14 protein-coding genes are annotated in these 17,070 nt (G+C 65.1%); 7 read left to right on the top strand and 7 right to left on the bottom strand.

What is annotated here, in order from left to right; translation table 11 throughout:
* The first annotated feature begins 15 nt into the window (after window positions 1–15).
* Together CK224_RS12465 and CK224_RS12460 are read left to right on the top strand one after the other, a co-directional pair.
* A complete protein-coding gene (locus tag CK224_RS12465; RefSeq protein WP_066991504.1) occupies window positions 16–813 on the top strand; it encodes a ParA family protein in 798 nt (265 codons plus the stop codon).
* A 57-nt stretch (window positions 814–870) separates the two neighbouring features.
* Complete coding sequence (locus CK224_RS12460; protein ID WP_095782007.1) at window positions 871–1,761, top strand: ParB/RepB/Spo0J family partition protein; 891 nt, start codon at window positions 871–873, stop codon at window positions 1,759–1,761.
* 187 nt (window positions 1,762–1,948) lie between these two features.
* Here the strand turns inward: CK224_RS12460 and holA are convergent, their stop codons facing one another.
* Entirely contained in the window at window positions 1,949–2,992 is a 1,044-nt protein-coding gene (gene holA, locus CK224_RS12455) for a DNA polymerase III subunit delta (RefSeq protein WP_095782006.1), read from the bottom strand.
* Between the two features lie 521 nt (window positions 2,993–3,513).
* Here holA and CK224_RS12450 point away from each other — a divergent pair.
* From CK224_RS12450 to lpdA, 4 genes are all read left to right on the top strand, one after another.
* Window positions 3,514–4,746 carry a 3-methyl-2-oxobutanoate dehydrogenase (2-methylpropanoyl-transferring) subunit alpha gene (locus tag CK224_RS12450; protein ID WP_095782005.1) on the top strand — a complete coding sequence of 411 codons (1,233 nt, stop codon included), beginning with the start codon at window positions 3,514–3,516 and terminating at the stop codon, window positions 4,744–4,746.
* Between the two features lie 3 nt (window positions 4,747–4,749).
* On the top strand, window positions 4,750–5,763 hold the full coding sequence (locus CK224_RS12445; RefSeq protein WP_095776747.1) for an alpha-ketoacid dehydrogenase subunit beta: 1,014 nt from the start codon (window positions 4,750–4,752) through the stop codon (window positions 5,761–5,763).
* Between the two features lie 15 nt (window positions 5,764–5,778).
* A complete protein-coding gene (locus tag CK224_RS12440; RefSeq protein WP_095782004.1) occupies window positions 5,779–7,092 on the top strand; it encodes a dihydrolipoamide acetyltransferase family protein in 1,314 nt (437 codons plus the stop codon).
* A 276-nt stretch (window positions 7,093–7,368) separates the two neighbouring features.
* Window positions 7,369–8,766: a dihydrolipoyl dehydrogenase gene (gene lpdA, locus CK224_RS12435; protein WP_095782003.1), complete on the top strand. Its 1,398-nt coding sequence runs from the start codon at window positions 7,369–7,371 to the stop codon at window positions 8,764–8,766.
* 170 nt (window positions 8,767–8,936) lie between these two features.
* On the opposite strand, the gene CK224_RS12430 is transcribed toward lpdA, so the two are convergent.
* On the bottom strand, window positions 8,937–10,040 hold the full coding sequence (locus CK224_RS12430; RefSeq protein ID WP_095776745.1) for a saccharopine dehydrogenase family protein: 1,104 nt from the start codon (window positions 10,038–10,040) through the stop codon (window positions 8,937–8,939).
* 120 nt (window positions 10,041–10,160) lie between these two features.
* On the opposite strand from CK224_RS12430, the gene CK224_RS12425 reads away from it, so the two are divergent.
* Window positions 10,161–10,589, top strand: a complete 429-nt coding sequence (locus CK224_RS12425; RefSeq protein WP_066991894.1) for an Lrp/AsnC family transcriptional regulator — start codon at window positions 10,161–10,163, stop codon at window positions 10,587–10,589.
* A 168-nt stretch (window positions 10,590–10,757) separates the two neighbouring features.
* Here the strand turns inward: CK224_RS12425 and CK224_RS12420 are convergent, their stop codons facing one another.
* From CK224_RS12420 to CK224_RS12400, 5 genes are all read right to left on the bottom strand, one after another.
* Entirely contained in the window at window positions 10,758–12,785 is a 2,028-nt protein-coding gene (locus CK224_RS12420) for an aldo/keto reductase (RefSeq protein ID WP_095782002.1), read from the bottom strand.
* Window positions 12,786–12,840: 55 nt separating this feature from the next.
* Window positions 12,841–13,926, bottom strand: a complete 1,086-nt coding sequence (gene ugpC, locus CK224_RS12415; RefSeq protein WP_095782001.1) for a sn-glycerol-3-phosphate ABC transporter ATP-binding protein UgpC — start codon at window positions 13,924–13,926, stop codon at window positions 12,841–12,843.
* 12 nt (window positions 13,927–13,938) lie between these two features.
* On the bottom strand, window positions 13,939–14,775 hold the full coding sequence (locus tag CK224_RS12410; RefSeq protein ID WP_095782000.1) for a carbohydrate ABC transporter permease: 837 nt from the start codon (window positions 14,773–14,775) through the stop codon (window positions 13,939–13,941).
* Window positions 14,772–15,632 carry a sugar ABC transporter permease gene (locus CK224_RS12405; protein ID WP_095781999.1) on the bottom strand — a complete coding sequence of 287 codons (861 nt, stop codon included), beginning with the start codon at window positions 15,630–15,632 and terminating at the stop codon, window positions 14,772–14,774. The genes CK224_RS12410 and CK224_RS12405 overlap by 4 nt, the downstream gene beginning before the upstream one ends.
* Window positions 15,633–15,780: 148 nt before the next feature.
* Window positions 15,781–17,049 carry an ABC transporter substrate-binding protein gene (locus CK224_RS12400; protein WP_095781998.1) on the bottom strand — a complete coding sequence of 423 codons (1,269 nt, stop codon included), beginning with the start codon at window positions 17,047–17,049 and terminating at the stop codon, window positions 15,781–15,783.
* Window positions 17,050–17,070: the final 21 nt, after the last annotated feature.

Genomic DNA, 17,070 nt, shown 5'->3' with positions numbered 1-17,070 from the left:
CACTGGCATCGACCCATGAAAACTGGACCGCGTATCATCACCGTTGCCAACCAGAAGGGTGGCGTCGGCAAGACGACCACGGCGATCAATCTGGCGACGGCGCTGGCCGCGATCGGCGAGCGCGTGCTGATCGTCGACCTCGATCCGCAGGGCAATGCCAGCACCGGGCTCGGCATCGAACGCAAGGATCGCACCGTCTCGTCCTATGACGTGCTGACCGGCGAGCTCGAGCTTGAGGCGGCCGCGGTGCCGACGGCGGTGCCGGGCTTGTCCATCGTGCCCTCAACCCTCGATCTGCTCGGCATCGAAATGGAGATCGCCTCGGCGCCAGACCGGGTGCTGCGCCTGCGCAATGCGCTGCGTGCGGCAGCCGCGCGCGCGGCACCGTTCGGTTATGTGCTGATCGACTGCCCGCCTTCGCTCAATCTTTTGACTTTGAATTCAATGGCGGCGGCCGATTCCGTTCTGGTGCCGCTGCAATGCGAGTTCTTCGCACTGGAAGGCCTTAGCCAATTGCTCGAAACGGTCGAGCAGGTGCGCGGCACGATCAATCCGGACCTCACCATCCAGGGCATCGTGCTCACCATGTTCGATGGCCGCAACAACCTCGCCAACCAGGTGGTGCAGGATGTGCGCGCGCATATGGGCGACAAGGTCTACGAGACGATCATCCCGCGCAACGTGCGCGTTTCCGAGGCGCCGTCCTACGGCAAGCCGGCAATCCTTTACGATCTCAAATGTTCCGGCAGCCAGGCCTATCTGCAGCTTGCCTCGGAAGTGATCCGCCGCGAGCGCAAGCTGCGCGCCGCCTGAGCAGCCCAGGCCGAATTTCCCTAGCCGATTCGATTCCGAAACGATCTGGACAGAATAATGAGCGAAGACCAATCGAGAAAAAGGCTGGGCCGCGGCCTGGCGGCGCTGATCGGCGAGATCGATCGTCCGGCCGCGCCCGAAAAGCCGAGCGCGGTCGCGGCGGATGGCAAGGTGCCGATCGAGTTCGTCAGTCCGAACCCGAAGAACCCGCGCCGGCATTTCGGCGACGCTGAACTCACCGACCTCGCCCAGTCGATCCGCGAGCATGGCGTGGTGCAGCCGGTGGTGGCGCGGCCCTCGCCGTCGCAGCCCGGCCGCTATGAGATCATCGCCGGCGAGCGGCGCTGGCGCGCCGCGCAGCGCGCGGGGCTGACCGAAATCCCGCTCATCGTGCGCGACGTCAACGACCGCACCGCGCTGGAGCTGGCGATCATCGAGAACGTGCAGCGCGCCGATCTCAACCCTGTCGAAGAAGCGCAAGGCTATCAGCAGCTGATCGACGAGCATGGCTACACGCAGGCCGATCTTGGCCAGGTGATCGGCAAGAGCCGCAGCCACGTCGCCAACACGCTGAGGCTCCTGAAGCTGCCTGACGTCATCCGCGACATGCTGGTCGACGGCGCGTTGTCGGCCGGCCATGCCCGCACGCTGGTCACGGCCGGCGATCCGGCGGGGCTCGCCAAGCGCATCGTCGAGGAAGGGCTTTCGGTGCGCCAGGCCGAGGCGTTGGCGCAAATGCCCGCCGGACCGACACCGGCCAAAGTAAGGTCTGCGCCGAGCGCGCCGGAAAAGGATCCCGACACGCTGGCCTTGGAAAAGTTGATGACAGACACGATCGGCATGATCGTCTCGATCGAGCATAAGGCCAAGGGCGGGACGCTCCGGGTCGACTACCGGTCGCTGGACCAGCTCGATGAGTTGTGCCGGCGGCTGAAGGATGAGCGATAAGTTGCTGATTAGGTGGAATTAGCCGACTAATAAAGTTCTGGCTTAAGATTAGATCCAGGCTGATATATTGGTGATAGGCACACCAGGGCCGGCCGCTGCGCCGGCCTCTTCTTTTTTGCGGCGCCCGCGATAGGCGAAAGCCGAAGGCGCCGGCCAATCGCCTCACAAGGGGAGGTTGGCTGATCGCCTATCTCTGCGCCAATCTCGCGCTTTCCACCGCGATGCCGAGCAGCGCCTGACGGGCCAGCGCCTCCGACAGATCGGGCCGCTTGCGCGTCTGCAGCACAGCCGTCTGCAGCCGGTTCAGCGCGCGGCCGAGGGCTTCGCTGTTCCAGCGCTCGAGCGTCTTCTCCACCAGCTTGCGGCGCGAGAAGAAGACCGGTGGACGCGCTCCCGCCACGGCCGAGGCGGCATTGCGGCCGCCGGATTCCATTTGGCCGCGCATGACCTGAATCGCCTGCAATTGCCGCATCGCCGAGGACAGCACCAGGAAAGGATGGCCGCCGGACGCACAATGCCGGGAGAAGGCAATGTCGAAGTCTCCGACCTTGCCGTCGAGCATCGCGTCGACCGCGCCGTCGAAGGAGGCGCCGGAGACATCGCCGGACAAGGCATTGACGTCGTCGAGGTCGATCTCCTTCTTGCCATGGGCGTAAAGCACCAGCTTGTCGATCTCGCCGCGCGAGGCCAGACGGTCGCCGCCAAGATTGCGGCGCAGCGCCTGGCGGGCGTCGAGCGTCATCGACATGCCGGCCTTGCGCAGCTCGTCGTCGATCACCGAGTCGAGATCGCGGGCCTCGTCGGCATAGCAGGGCAAGGCGATGGCGTTGCCGGCTGCCTCGACGATGGCCCGCAGGCCAGTGCCCTTCTTCAGGTCGCCCGCCTCGATGAGGATGAGAGCATCCGGCGCCGGCTCCGCCGTCAGCGCCTTGATGTCGTCGGCCAGCGCCTTCTGGCCGCTGGCGTTGCGGACCCAAAGCAGCCGCCGGTCGGAAAACATGGGCACAGTGCGCGCCTCGTCGAGCAGACGGCCTTCGTCGCGGTCGACTTCCGCGCCATCCAGCTTGACCACTGAGAAAGGGTCGTCGAGCGGCAGCCCGGTCTTCAACGCGAAGGTCTTGGCCCGCTCGGCGACCAGGCCGCGATCGGGGCCGTAAAGCAGGACGATGGCCATGGCCGGGTCCGGCCGCGCCAGCCACGAATCGACCTCGTATCCCTTCTTCTGTGCCATGCGGGGTGAGTTAGCATGAGGCGGAGACGGAGTGAACGGAGAAGCGGCCGGCCTCTCTTCGTCATCCTCGGGCTTGACCCCAGGATCCATGCCGTGACTTTTGCCGGGGTGCAGAATATTCTCCAACCGCCGCAACGCGTCAACGTCGCGGCATGGATTCCAGGGTCTGCGCGCGTCGCTCCACTCCTTGCTCCGCCCTAGAATGACGACCCTGAAGCAGAGTCTGTCACGCCCCTCTGCCCTGCCGAGCATCTTCCCACGAGGGTGGAGATTAGCTGCGTCGGCCGGCGCGCATGCCTTGGTTGTCTTTTGTGGCGGCAAACGCTCCGCAAACTTCCGCCAAATTGCGCGACGCTTGCAAACATCGACAAGAAATTTCAGCGCCATATCTGCATCTTGTCGGCCATGTGCCGCATCGGCTCGACGAGGCTGATGACCGGGAGGGCGGCCGCCATCTCGCCCGATGAAATGGCGGCGCGGATGTGCAAGTATCGCACCGGCAACATTGGAGGACGAAGGTCATGGCCGATGCTGGAATGTTGCGCTTTCATGTCCCCGAGCCCGAGGTTCGGCCCGGCGGCACGCCCGACTTCTCGAATGTGACCATTCCCAAGGCCGGATCGGTGCCGCGGCCGGAGGTCAATGTCGATCCGCGCACCATCCGCGACATGGCCTTCTCCATCATCCGCGTGCTTAACCGCGCCGGCGAAGCGGTCGGGCCATGGGCCGGGCTGCTCACCGACGAGGAACTGCTCGAAGGCCTGCGCCATATGATGACGCTTAGGTCCTTCGATGCGCGCATGCAGATGGCGCAGCGCCAGGGCAAGACCTCTTTCTACATGCAGCATCTGGGCGAAGAGGCGGTGAGCTGCGCCTTCCGCAAGGCACTGCAGCCTGGCGACATGAACTTCCCGACCTATCGGCAGGCCGGCCTGCTCATCGCCGACGGCTACCCGATGGTTGCGATGATGAACCAGATCTATTCCAACGAGGCCGATCCGCTGAAAGGCCGGCAGCTGCCGATCATGTACTCCTCGAAGGAGCACGGCTTCTTCTCGATCTCCGGCAATCTGGCGACGCAGTACATTCAGGCGGTCGGCTGGGCGATGGCCTCGGCGATCTCCAACGATTCCCGCATCGCCGCGGCCTGGATCGGCGACGGCTCGACGGCGGAATCCGATTTCCATGCGGCGCTGGTCTTCGCCTCGACCTACAAGGCGCCGGTCGTGCTCAATGTCGTCAACAACCAGTGGGCCATCTCCACCTTCCAGGGCATTGCCCGCGGCGGCTCCGGCACTTTCGCCGCGCGCGGTCTCGGCTTCGGCATCCCGTCGCTGCGCGTCGACGGCAACGACTATCTCGCCGTCCATGCGGTAGCCAAATGGGCGATCGAGCGGGCGCGTCGCAATCTCGGGCCGACGCTGGTCGAATATGTCACCTACCGCGTCGGCGCGCATTCGAGCTCGGACGATCCGTCGGCCTACCGGCCGAAGGCGGAATCGGACGCCTGGCCGCTCGGCGACCCGATCATCCGGCTGAAGAACCATCTCATCCACAAGCAAGTCTGGACGGAACAGCGCCACATCCAGGCGGAAGCCGAGATCCTCGAAACCGTGATCGCGGCGCAGAAGGAAGCCGAAAGCCACGGCACGCTGCATGCCGGCGGCAAGCCGTCGACGCGCGACATGTTCGAAGGCGTCTATGCCGAGACGCCGCCGCATCTCAGGCGCCAACGCCAGCAGGCGGGGGTCTGATCGATGCCCAGACGCACCATGATCGAGGCGATCCGCGACGCCATGGATGTCTCGATGGCGCGCGACGAGCGCGTCATCGTCTATGGCGAGGATGTCGGCTTCTTCGGCGGCGTGTTCCGCTGCACGCAGGGTCTGCAGGCCAAATACGGCAAGAACCGCTGCTTCGATGCGCCGATCAGCGAATCCGGCATTGTCGGCTCGGCCATCGGCATGGCCGCCTATGGGCTGAGGCCCTGCGTCGAGGTGCAGTTCGCCGACTATGTCTATCCGGCCTACGACCAGATCGTCTCGGAGGCAGCGCGGCTGCGCTACCGCTCCAACAACGATTTCACCTGCCCGATCGTCGTCAGGATGCCGACCGGCGGTGGCATCTTCGGCGGCCAGACGCACAGCCAGAGCCCGGAAGCGCTGTTCACGCATGTCTCGGGCCTCAAGACGGTGGTGCCGTCCAACCCGCATGACGCCAAGGGGCTATTGATCGCCGCGATCGAGGATCCGGACCCGGTCATCTTCCTGGAACCGAAGCGGCTCTACAACGGCCCCTTCGACGGCCATCACGACAACCCGGTGACGCCATGGTCGAAGCACGAGCTCGGCGAGGTGGCGGATGGCCATTACACCATACCGCTCGGCAAGGCGGCGATCCGCCGGCAAGGCTCGGCGGTCACCGTGCTCGCCTACGGCACCATGGTCTATGTCGCGCAGGCCGCGGCCGCGGAAACCGGCATCGATGCCGAAATCATCGACCTCAGGACGCTCCTGCCGCTCGATCTCGATGCGATCGTCGCCTCGGTGAAGAAGACCGGGCGCTGCGTCGTCGTGCATGAGGCGACTTTGACCTCCGGCTTCGGCGCCGAGCTCGCGGCGCTGGTGCAGGAGAACTGCTTCTACCATCTGGAGGCGCCGGTGGCGCGGGTCGCCGGCTGGGACACGCCCTATCCGCATGCGCAGGAGTGGGAATATTTCCCCGGTCCCGCGCGGGTCGGGCGCGCGCTGGTCGAGACCATGGAAGCCTGAGGGGGAGGCCGGACGATGGGCGAATATGTCATCAAGCTTCCCGATGTCGGCGAAGGCGTCGCCGAGGCCGAGCTTGTCGAATGGCATGTCAAGATCGGCGACCTGGTGCGCGAGGATGCGGTGCTGGCGGCCGTCATGACCGACAAGGCGACGGTCGAGATTCCCTCGCCCGTCGATGGCGAGATCCTCTGGCTCGGCGCCGAGATCGGCGACACGGTGGCGATCGGCTCGCCGATCGTGCGGCTCAAAATCGCCGGCGAAGGCAACGTGAACGCAGGCAGCGGTGCCAAGGCCGCGCCGAAGGCAGAAGCGCCCGCCGACCCCGTGGAGGCAAAGTCCCAACCGGTGTCGGACGCCCCGAAAGCGGCGCCGAAACCGGCACAGGTCCCGGCTCAGCCTTCCGTAGCGGCACCGAAGGCTGGGCGCCTAGCGTCCGTCATCGGCGCGCCGCGCGCGGAAGGCGAAAAGCCGCTGGCTTCCCCTGCCGTCCGACTGCGCGCCAAGGAAGCCGGCATCGATCTGCGCCAGGTTGCGGGCAGCGGTCCGGCCGGGCGCATCAGCCATGAGGACTTCGAGGCCTTCCTGGCGCGCGGCCCGCAGCTTGCGCGCGCGACCGGCCTTGCCCGCAAGGAGGGCGTCGAGGACATCAAGGTCGTCGGGCTGCGGCGCAAGATCGCCGAGAAGATGGCGCTGGCAAAGTCGCACATTCCCCATATCACCTATGTCGAGGAGGTCGACGTCACGGCGCTGGAAGAACTGCGCGCCGCGCTCAACAAAGAGAAGCGGCAAGACCGGCCGAAGCTGACGCTGCTGCCGTTCCTGATGCGGGCAATGGTCAAGGCGATCGCCGACCAGCCGAACCTCAACGCGCTGTTCGACGACGAGGCCGGCGTTATCCACCAGCACGCGGGCATCCATGTCGGCATCGCCGCCCAGACACCGACCGGGCTCGTCGTGCCGGTGGTCAAGCATGCCGAGGCCCGCGACCTCTGGGAAAGCGCGGCCGAGATCAACCGGCTTGCCGACGCGGCCAAGTCCGGCACGGCGACGCGCGATGAGCTTTCCGGCTCGACCATCACCATCACCTCGCTCGGGGCGATGGGCGGCGTGGCGACCACGCCGGTCATCAATTATCCGGAAGTGGCAATCGTCGGCGTCAACAAGATCATGGTGCGGCCGGTGTGGGACGGCACGCAGTTCATCCCGCGCAAGATGATGAACCTGTCGTCCAGCTTCGACCATCGCGTCATCGACGGCTGGGATGCCGCGGTGTTTGTGCAGCGGATCAAGACGTTGCTTGAGACGCCGGCGCTGATCTTCGTGGATTAGTCGTATGGATACGGACGACGTTGTCCCCTCGTCATCCTCGGGCTTGACCCGAGGATCCATGCCGCGACCTCGCCCGAAGGGCGCGGCGGACCAGAATTCTGGACCGTTGCAACGCCTTCACGTCACGGCATGGATCCTGGGGTCTACGCGCGTCGCTACGCTCCTTGCTCCGCCCCAGGATGACGAGATTCCAAGGATATCGGCCAATCGCCACGGTCTGCGTTCGCCAGGCCCTAACCCTCTGCCAAAATCCCCGTGCTCAGCAACGAGAAGCCCATGAAAGAGATCTCCTGCAAGCTGCTCGTCATCGGCGCCGGTCCGGGCGGCTATGTCTGCGCCATCCGCGCCGGGCAACTCGGTATCGACACGGTGATCGTCGAGTTCGGCAAGCCGGGCGGCACCTGCCTCAATGTCGGCTGCATCCCGTCCAAGGCGCTCATTCACGCGGCGGAAGAGTTCGAGAAGATCGCGCACATGGCCGGCGGCAAGGGGCCGCTCGGCATCGCGGTCGCCCCGCCGACGCTCGACCTGACCAAGACGGTCGCATGGAAGGACGGCATCGTTAGCCGGCTGAACAGCGGCGTCGCTGGCCTGCTGAAGAAGGCCAAGGTCAAGACCGTGCAGGGCTGGGCGACGTTCCGTGACGGCAAGACCGTCGAGGTCGAGACCGAGACGGGAAGCCAGGTGATCCGCGCCGAGGCGGTGGTGATCGCCAGCGGCTCGGTGCCGGCCGAACTGCCGTTCCTGCCCTTCGGCGGCCCGGTCATCTCGTCGACCGAAGCGCTGGCGCTGAGCGCGGTGCCGGACAAGCTCGCCGTCGTCGGCGGCGGCTATATCGGGCTCGAGCTCGGCATGGCCTTCGCCAAGATGGGCGCCAAGGTCGCCGTGGTCGAAGCCCTGCCGCGCGTGCTTGCGCAATATGATGCCGAGCTGACGCGGCCGGTGCTGAAGCGGCTCGGCGAGCTCGGCATCGAGGTGATGCTGGGTGCCAAGGCCAAGGGGCTGTCGACCAAGGGCGATGCGCTGCTGGTCGAGACGGCAGATGGCAAGAACGCCAAGGTCGCCGCCGACAAGGTCCTGGTCACGGTGGGGCGCAAGCCGCTCACCGAGGGCTGGGGGCTGGAGCAGATCGACCTCGACATGGTCGGAAGATTCATCCGCATCGACGACCAGTGCCGCACCTCGATGCGGGGCATCTACGCTATCGGCGATGTCACCGGAGAGCCGATGCTGGCGCACCGGGCGATGGCGCAGGGCGAGATGGTGGCCGAGATCGTCGCAGGCCACAAACGAGGCTGGGACAAGCGCGCGATCCCGGCGATCTGCTTCACCGATCCCGAGCTGGTCACCGCCGGCCTGTCGCCGGACGAGGCGAAGGCGCTCGCCGGCGAGATCAAGATCGGACATTTTCCGTTCGCAGCCAACGGCCGCGCCATGACCAAGCAAGGCGAGGATGGGTTCGTGCGCATCGTCGCCCGCGCGGACAATCATCTGGTGCTGGGCATCCAGGCGGTCGGGCAGGGCGTTTCGGAACTGGCCGCGGCCTTTGGCCTGGCGCTCGAAATGGGCGCGCGGCTTGAAGACATAGCCGGCACCATTCATGCGCATCCGACCCAGGGCGAGGGCTTCCAGGAAGCGGCGCTGAAGGCACTCGGGCACGCGCTGCATGTTTAGAGGGAGCGTGATCTCCCCCTTGAGGGGGAGATGGCCGGCAGGCCAGAGCGGGTCGCCGCGCGTGAAGCGCCGACTTCCGTCTTTGGCTTCTACATGCGCTGCACTGGCCGAGAGGACCCCCTCTGTCGCCTTCGGCGACATCTCCCCCTCAAGGGGGGAGATCACAAAGCTCAGCCCGCCAGGCGGCTCGCCGTCTCGTGCTGGGCGTAGGCGCGGCCGAAGCGGTTGGCCAGAAATGCGTCGAGCGCGATGTCTTCCTGCCGGACGAAACCTTTCGCCGGCAGCGTGCCGTCGGCCAGCATGTCGAGCACGGCGCAGATGCCGGAGGCGGTGGTGATCTGGATGGCGCTGCGCACGACGGAACCGACGCGGTGCGAATAGATCTTGTTGGCATAGGTCTCCTGCAGCAGGCGGCCGTTGCGGCGGCCCGAGACGGTGACGAAGACGATGACGACATCCTGCAGCGTCGCCGGCAGGGCGCTCTCGAAAATGTCCTTCAGCACGTCGCGGCGGTGGCGCAGCCCGAGGTCGTTGAGCAGCGCCTTCATGATGGCGGCATGACCGGGATAGCGGATGGTGCGGTAGTTCAGGGTCCGCACCTTGCCCTTCAGCGTCTCGGCCAGAGTGCCGAGACCGCCGGAGGTATTGAAAGCCTCATAGGTGACGCCGTCGAGCGAGAATTCCTCGCGCTCCTCCAGCGGCGGCACCTCGACCAGCTCGCCCTCGACGATCGCCTCGCAAGGCTCGCAATATTCGTTGATGACGCCGTCGGTGCTCCAGGTGAGATTGTAGTTCAACGCATTCGACGGATATTGCGGCAGCGCGCCGACGCGCATGCGCACGCTTTCCAGCGTGTCGAAGCGGCTGGCCAGATCGTTGGCGACGATCGAGATGAAGCCCGGCGCCAGGCCGCATTGCGGGATGAAGGCGCTCTTGCCCTCACGGGCCAGTTCCTTGACCCGGCGGGTGCTGGCGACGTCCTCGGTGAGGTCGAGATAATGCACGCCCGCCTTCGCCGCAGCCTCCGCGATGCGGGTGGTGAGGTGGAAGGGCGCGGCGCTCAGCACAGCGAATTTGCCGGCAAGCGCTGCCTCAAGCGCTCCGGGCAGGGCGATGTCGAGTTCCTTGCTCTCGACGCCGGCCGGCAATTCGGCTGCGGCGAGCTGGGCCGCCGAACGGTCGACCACCGTGACGCGGTAGTCGCCCGTGGTGGTAAGCATTTCAGCGATGGTCGAGCCGATCTTGCCGGCACCGACGACAACAATGTTTTTCATGACGATACCCCTGCCAGTTCGAGTTGGCAGGAATCATCGCAGCTTGCCTGTCGAAAGGAAGCTCGGAATCTGGCAAAGTGAAGCTGAACATAGTGCAATTTGCCGAAGGGTTTCGTCGAAATGATCAGTGAAGCTGAACAGGCCCTGCTGACGCTGCTGCGCGCCAACGCGCGCGCCTCCACCGCCGAGCTGGCGAGAAAGCTCGGCGTGTCGCGCACCACGGTGCAGAGCCGGATCGAGCGGCTGGAGCAGCGCGGCATCATCGCAGGCTACGGCGTCAGGCTGTCGCCCGACTATGAGCAGGGTCTGGTCAAGGCGCATGTGCTGCTCACCGTCACGCCGAAACTCGCCGACAAGGTGGTGCGTAGCCTGGAGGCAATGCCGCCGGTCCGGACGGTGCATTCGGTGAGCGGCAATTTCGACATGATCGTCATCGTCGACGCGCCGTCGATCCGGGATCTCGACGCGCTGCTCGACCAGATCGGGGCAATGGAGGGAGTGGAGCGGACGTCGTCGTCGATTATTTTGTCGACGCGGGTTGATCGCTGAGGGCAGCGAAACTGGTGATCTCCCCCCAAGCGGGGGAGATGGCCGGCAGGCCAGAGGAGGTCGCCTCGCGGAGCGCCAACTCCATCTGCCGCAGCAGGCCGAGCCCAGTCGGACCGACCCCCTCTGGCCGCCTTGCGGCCATCTCCCCCTCGAGGGGGGAGATTGGCGCTACGCCCTCCGTCTCTCCGGCCCGTTGTCCAGCCACTCCAGATCGTCCGGCGACAGCGCAATATCCAGCGCCTTGAGGCTGTCCTCCAGCTCATCCAGCGTGCGCGGGCCGATCAGGGGAACGGACGGGAAGGGCTGCGCCAGGACATAGGCGAGCGCGACATGGATCGGGCTTTTGCCGAGCCTGCTTGCAAGTTCGATGGCGCGGTCGCGGCGGCCGAAGTTCTTTTCCGAATACCAGACCCGCACCAGCTCTTCATTGTCGGTGCGGTCGCGGCCAGCGCGGTCGGTGAAGAAGCCGCGGCCCTGGCTCGACCAGGCGAAGTTGGGCATTTGCCGCGCCGTCAGCCAAGCTTTCCAATCGTCGGTGGAAGAGGTGATGCAGCCGGCCCAGATCGGCTCCAGCATCTCGGCCAGCGAAAAATTGTTGGAAAGCGCGCCGGGCTTCTGCTTGCCGGTGCGTTCGGCATAGGCGATCGCCGCGTCCATACGCTCCATCGTCCAGTTGGAGCCGCCGAACAGGCCGCGGATGCGGCCGGCCTTGACCTCGCGGTCCATGGCATCGACGAACTCGCCGATCGGCACGTCCGGATTGTCGCGATGCATGAAATAAATGTCGACATGGTCGGTCTGCAGCCGGTCGAGCGACTGGGCAAGCTGCTTGCCGATCACGTCGGGGTAGCAGAGCGGCGTGTGCGCGCCCTTGGCGATGATGACCGACTGCTGGCGCACGCCGCGATTGCTCAGCCATTGCCCAAGCAGCGTCTCGGTGTAGCCGGCGCCATAGACGAAGCCGGTGTCGAACAGGTTGCCGCCGGCTTCGAAATAAGCGTCGAGCAGGATCGAGCCCGAGGAGAAGGTGCGGAAATCCTCGAAGCCGAGCGCCAGGCGCGAGACGGGCTTCGGCAGGCCCGGAATCGCGCGTTTGCCGATGGCTGTGCCGTTGGCGCCGAGCGGCCGGCCGGAGATGGTGTTGACGCGCTTAGCCGGCTTTTCGATCTCGTATTCCAGCCCGACGGCGGCGCGCCATTTGTCGAGAACGCGCAACGTGCCCAGGCTGTCGGTCCAGCCCATGCCCGGCCAGGCGAATTCCTGGCGGCCGGCCAGGATCGCCTCGCCGGCGGCGTCAACCTCGAAGGAATAGAGGTGGCGGATCTCGTTTACACTGATCACCTCGCGCGTGCCGCCGGACCGGATCACCTCGATCCGGCCCGGTCCGACATCGCGGTTGCCACCGGCGAACCAGAAGTCCGGCACCTCGATTTGGCCGTTGGTGCCGAAAATGCGCAGTACATTGTCCTGGTTGAGCGAGATGCTGCAGGAAACCTCGGCGACGATGCCGCCGGGGAAATGGAGCACCGCCGAGGCCCATTCATCGACGCCGGACTGGCCGAGATGGCCCGCACCTACGACCTTGTCCGGCTCGAGGAAAGGTTTTCCCGCCGCGGCGCCGGCAATCAGCCGCGCCATCGAGACCGGATAGCCGCCGACGTCGAGGATGCCGCCGCCGGCCAGCTCGTTGGCGTAGAGCCGGTGCTCGGGCATGAAGCCCGGCATGGCGAAGCCGAAGCTCGACTTGATCATGCGGACCTCGCCGATGGCGCCCGATTTGATCAGCTCGACCAGCTGCAGCGTCTGCGGATGCAGCCGGTACATGAAAGCTTCGCCCAGGAAGGTGCCCGCTTTTCGCGCCGCATGCATCATGGCGTCGGCCTCGAAGGCGGTGAGCGCGAGCGGCTTTTCGCACAGCACATGCTTGCCGGCCTCTGCCGCCTTGATCGCCCATTCGGCATGGCCTGGATGCGGGATCGAAATATAGACCGCATCGACGTCCTCGTCGGCAAGCAGCGCGTCATAGCCGTCGAGGATGCGCGCGCCCGGAAAAGTCTCGGCAAGGCCCAGCTTGCCGGGATTGCGAGCGCCGAGCGCGACCAGTTCGCCGATGCGCGACTGCGCCAGGCCGCCGGCAAAGGATTTGGCGATGCTGCCGGGTCCGAGAATGCCCCAGCGAATTTTTCCGAATGTCATGTCGAATTCTCCATGCGGTCGCCGCCACGCCTTCGCGATCGGGCAGAAAGGAAAGTCAGCGAATCCTGGCGCCTGTCTTGTCGAAGAGCAGCGAGCGCTCGGCCCTGATCGAGACGGTGAAGTGGTCGCTGCCGGCGCGCTGGCGCCTGGCCTCGCGCTCGATGATCAGCTCCTCCGGCCCGGCATCGGCGTAGACATAGCTGACCGAGCCCAGATGCTCGGCGACGTCGGCCTTCACCGGAATGTCGCAGTCGCCCTCGCCGGCCTCGAAGAAATGCTCCGGCCTGACGCCGAGCACGACTTCCGCGCCGGGCGCCGGCAAGGGGCCGCAAAGCGGCTTGCGCAGCCTGGCGCCGCCATGATTGACGAGCTCGACGGTCGCGGCGCTGTTGGACAAATCGACGACCTTCGCCGCGATGAAATTCATTTTCGGGGAACCGATGAAGCCGGCGACGAAACGGTTGGCCGGATCGTCGTAAAGGTCGAGCGGGGCGCCGATCTGCTCGACATTGCCGGCCTTGAGCACGACGATGCGGTCGGCGAGCGTCATCGCCTCGGTCTGGTCGTGCGTCACATAGATCATGGTGACGCCGAGCTCCTTGTGCAGGCGCGAGATCTCGACACGCATCTGCACCCGCAGCTCGGCGTCGAGATTCGAAAGCGGCTCGTCGAACAGGAAGACCTGCGGCTCGCGCACGATGGCGCGGCCGATGGCGACGCGCTGGCGCTGGCCGCCGGACAATTGCTTCGGCCGGCGCTGCATCAGCTCGTCTATGCAAAGGATTTCGGCGGCGCGCTTGACCCGCCGTTCGGTGTCGGCCTTCGGATTGCCGTTCATGCGCAGGCCGAAGCTTAGATTCTGCTCCACCGTCATGTGCGGATAGAGCGCGTAAGACTGGAACACCATGGCGATGCCGCGGTCGGCCGGCTCGACATCGTTGACCACCTTGCCGCCGATAGCGATCTCGCCGCCGCTGATGTCCTCCAGCCCGGCGACCATGCGAAGAAGCGTGGACTTGCCGCATCCCGAGGGGCCGACGAAGACGACGAACTCGCCATCGGTAATGTCGATATTGGCGCCATGGACGACCTCGAAGGTGCCGAAACGCTTGACGACATTGGTGAGGGTGACGGCGGCCATCTCGTTCCTATCCTATTTGACCGCGCCGGCGGCGATGCCGGCGATGAAATGGCGCTGCAGCAGCACGAAGACGATCAGCATCGGCACGGTCAGCATGACGGCGCCGGCCATGATGCCGCCCCAGGACACCTTGGTCAGGCCGATCAGGGTGCCGAGCGCCACCGGCGCCGTCATCGCGCCGGGCTGGCTGTTGATCAAAAGCGGCCAGAGATAGTTATTCCACGAGGCGAGGAAGAGAATGATGGCGAGGGCCGCCAGCATCGGCCGCGCCAAAGGCAGCGCCACGAACAGAAAGATGCGCCATTCCTTCACGCCTTCGACCCTCGCCGCGTCGAACAGCTCGGCCGGCATCATCGAAAAGGCCTGGCGCATGAAGAGCACGCCGAGCGAATTGAACAGCGGCGGCACGATCAGCGCGATCCAGGTGTTGGCGAGCTGGAAGTCGCGCGCCACCATGATGAATTGCGGGATCAGCACCACGGCGTAGGGAAGCGTGATGGTGCCGAAGATGATCGCCACCACCACGCCCTTGCCGAGGAAGTCGTAGCGCGCCAGCGCCCAGCCGGCCATCGAGGTCAGCAGTACCGAGAGAAAGGTGTAGGTCACCGCCACCGAGACCGAGATGCCGATCGCGCCGACGAAATTGGTGTCGCGCTGCAGATTGTTGAAATTGTCGAGGAAGCCGTCATGCGGCAGAAGCTCGATGCCGGGGCTGAAGATGCCGTTGTCGGGCATGGTGGAGAACACCACCATCATCCACAGCGGGAACAGCCAGATCAGCGCCAGCGGCGTCAGGACGAGATGCAGCAGGATGCTGCGCCCAAGCCGCCTTTGCGAGCGCGAGGTCATTTCGGCTCCCTCGTCAGCCAGAGCTGCACCAAAGTGATGGCGATGGCGAGGCCCGCCATGGTGTAGGCGATCGCCGAGGCATAGCCGAAATTGAGCGAGCGGAAGCCCTGGCGGTATAGCAAGAGGCCAAGGGTTTCGGTGCCGCCGCCCGGCCCGCCGCGTTCGGTGATCAGGAATGGTTCGGTGAAGAGCTGCATGGTACCGATGATCGACAGCACGGCGCAAAAGACGATGACCGGCTTCAACAGCGGCAGGGTGATGTAAAAGAACTGCTTCAGCTTGCTGACGCGGTCGAGCGTCGCCGCCTCGTAGACGTCATCGGGAATGGATTGCAGGCCGGCAAGAATGATGATGGCGTTGTAGCCGGCCCAGCGCCAGGTCACCGCGATCATGATCAGCGCCATGGCCGGCGTGACGTTGGAGAACCAGTCGATCTTCTCCAGGCCGACGCTGTTCAAGAGCTTGTTGACGATGCCGAAATCGAGGCTGAACATCAGCCGGAACACCGCCGAATAGGCCACCTCGCCGACCACGACCGGGGCGAAGAAGGCGAAGCGGTAGAGGCCGCGCGCCTTGAGCAGCGGCGAATTCAGAAGCACCGCCATCACGACCGCCAGCGAGATCATCACCGGCACCTGGATGACGAGGATCAGCAGCGTGTTCTTCAGCGCGTTGAAGAAGGCGGGGTCGCCGATCAGGCGGCCCCAGTTGAAGGTCGGCGCGAAGCGCCACGGCACGGTGCGGGTCGCCTGGAAGGAGATCAGGAAGGAGCTGATGATCGGCCAGATCCAGAAGATGGCGAAGATCAGGAGATAAGGCGTGAGGAAGCGATACGCGGTGGCGTTGCGGTAGCGCATCGTGTTCCTCCTCCTTCCAGTTTCGGGTCGCGCCTTCCTGGCGGGCGCGGTCTTGATCATGTGTTGAATTGCTGGAGCAGTGCCAATGGTCGATGCAGGCGCTGCCCTGTCTTTCCTTCTCCCACAAGGGGAGAAGGAAAAGCGACGCTCACTTAACCGGCAGGCCCGTCGCAGAGGCGATCTGGCTGGCGGCGTCGTCGAGTGCGGCCTTGGCATCGGGATAGCCGCCGGCAAGATACTTGGTCTGCACGGCCCGCACGATGATCTCGGCATCGCTCTGGAACTGCGTGCCGCGGCTCGGGACGACCTTCGGCAGCGTGGCGAGGATATCCTTCCAGACCGCCTGCCCGCCCCAATAGGGCTGGCCCTGCGCAACGTAAGGATCGTCGAGCGCGGAAATCAGCGACGGCACCAGGCCGAAATCCTTCAGCATGGTGATCTGGCCTTCATTGGTCTCCAGCGTGTATTTCAGATAGGCGTAGGCCGCTTCCTTGTTCTTGCTGGCCGAGGTGATGGCCAAAGAGGAGCCGCCGAGATTGGCGGCGCGCGGGCCGTCGGCGGTCAGGCTCGGCATCAGGTAGACGCCCCATTTGCCGCTTTCCTTCGGCGATTCGGTGCGGATCGTGCCCTCATACCAGCCGCCATAGACCTGGGTGGCGACGGTGCCGGCGGTGTTGTTGGTGATCTTGGTCGACCAGTCGGCGGAAGAAACGATGCCGGCGTCCTTCATCTCCTTGACCTTGGTCATGGCTTCGACGCATTTCGGCTGGTTGACCGTGATCGACTGGCCGTCCTCGGCGAAATAGGCGCAGCCCTGCTCGTTGGAGATCATGCGGAAGAATTCGGTATCGCCGTTGAAGTCGGCGTTGGTCATTGTGACGCCGGGGTTGGCGGCCTGGATCTTCTTGCCGGCGGCGATGAAATCATCCCAGGTCTTGATCGATGCGGGGTCGACACCGGCCTTCTCGTAGAAGTCGCGGCGGTAGAAGACGGCGACCGGGCCGGAATCCCAGGGCATGGCATAGGCCTTGTCGCCGACTTCGAGCTCGGTGCGCTTGAAATCGGGGAATTTCTTCTGGTCTTCCGCGCTGTAGCCCAGCGTGTGCAGGTCGACGAAGCAGTCCGGGAACTGGCTCCAATAGTTCTCGGCCTCGCCGTTCTCGATCGAGACGATGTCGGGCAGGCCGACACCACCGGCGGCGCAGCCGGCGATCGACTTGTCATAGGTCGGCTGGTTGCCGAGGTCCTGAACGGTGACCTTGATGTCGGGGTACTTCTTGTTGAAGCCCGCGACGGTGGCCTTCAGCGACGAAGCGGCGATGTTCCAGCTCCAAATCGTGAGTTCGCCGGATTGCGCCAAAGCGGGGCCGGAGCCCAGGGCAAGCAAAAGCGCGGCGCAGTTCAGTGTGGTGCGCATTCAAATCCTCCCATTTCGTTT

Origin of the sequence: Mesorhizobium sp. WSM3862 (assembly GCF_002294985.1) — a bacterium.
Lineage (GTDB): Bacteria > Pseudomonadota > Alphaproteobacteria > Rhizobiales > Rhizobiaceae > Mesorhizobium.
This window is presented reverse-complemented; position numbering and strand designations above follow the sequence as displayed.

Coding starts and splice junctions, on each gene's coding strand:
- CK224_RS12465 (WP_066991504.1), top strand. CDS start 16: ATGAAAACTGGACCGCGTATCATCACCGTTGCCAACCAGAAGGGTGGC.
- CK224_RS12460 (WP_095782007.1), top strand. CDS start 871: ATGAGCGAAGACCAATCGAGAAAAAGGCTGGGCCGCGGCCTGGCGGCG.
- holA (WP_095782006.1), bottom strand. CDS start 2,992: ATGGCACAGAAGAAGGGATACGAGGTCGATTCGTGGCTGGCGCGGCCG.
- CK224_RS12450 (WP_095782005.1), top strand. CDS start 3,514: ATGGCCGATGCTGGAATGTTGCGCTTTCATGTCCCCGAGCCCGAGGTT.
- CK224_RS12445 (WP_095776747.1), top strand. CDS start 4,750: ATGCCCAGACGCACCATGATCGAGGCGATCCGCGACGCCATGGATGTC.
- CK224_RS12440 (WP_095782004.1), top strand. CDS start 5,779: ATGGGCGAATATGTCATCAAGCTTCCCGATGTCGGCGAAGGCGTCGCC.
- lpdA (WP_095782003.1), top strand. CDS start 7,369: ATGAAAGAGATCTCCTGCAAGCTGCTCGTCATCGGCGCCGGTCCGGGC.
- CK224_RS12430 (WP_095776745.1), bottom strand. CDS start 10,040: ATGAAAAACATTGTTGTCGTCGGTGCCGGCAAGATCGGCTCGACCATC.
- CK224_RS12425 (WP_066991894.1), top strand. CDS start 10,161: ATGATCAGTGAAGCTGAACAGGCCCTGCTGACGCTGCTGCGCGCCAAC.
- CK224_RS12420 (WP_095782002.1), bottom strand. CDS start 12,785: ATGACATTCGGAAAAATTCGCTGGGGCATTCTCGGACCCGGCAGCATC.
- ugpC (WP_095782001.1), bottom strand. CDS start 13,926: ATGGCCGCCGTCACCCTCACCAATGTCGTCAAGCGTTTCGGCACCTTC.
- CK224_RS12410 (WP_095782000.1), bottom strand. CDS start 14,775: ATGACCTCGCGCTCGCAAAGGCGGCTTGGGCGCAGCATCCTGCTGCAT.
- CK224_RS12405 (WP_095781999.1), bottom strand. CDS start 15,632: ATGCGCTACCGCAACGCCACCGCGTATCGCTTCCTCACGCCTTATCTC.
- CK224_RS12400 (WP_095781998.1), bottom strand. CDS start 17,049: ATGCGCACCACACTGAACTGCGCCGCGCTTTTGCTTGCCCTGGGCTCC.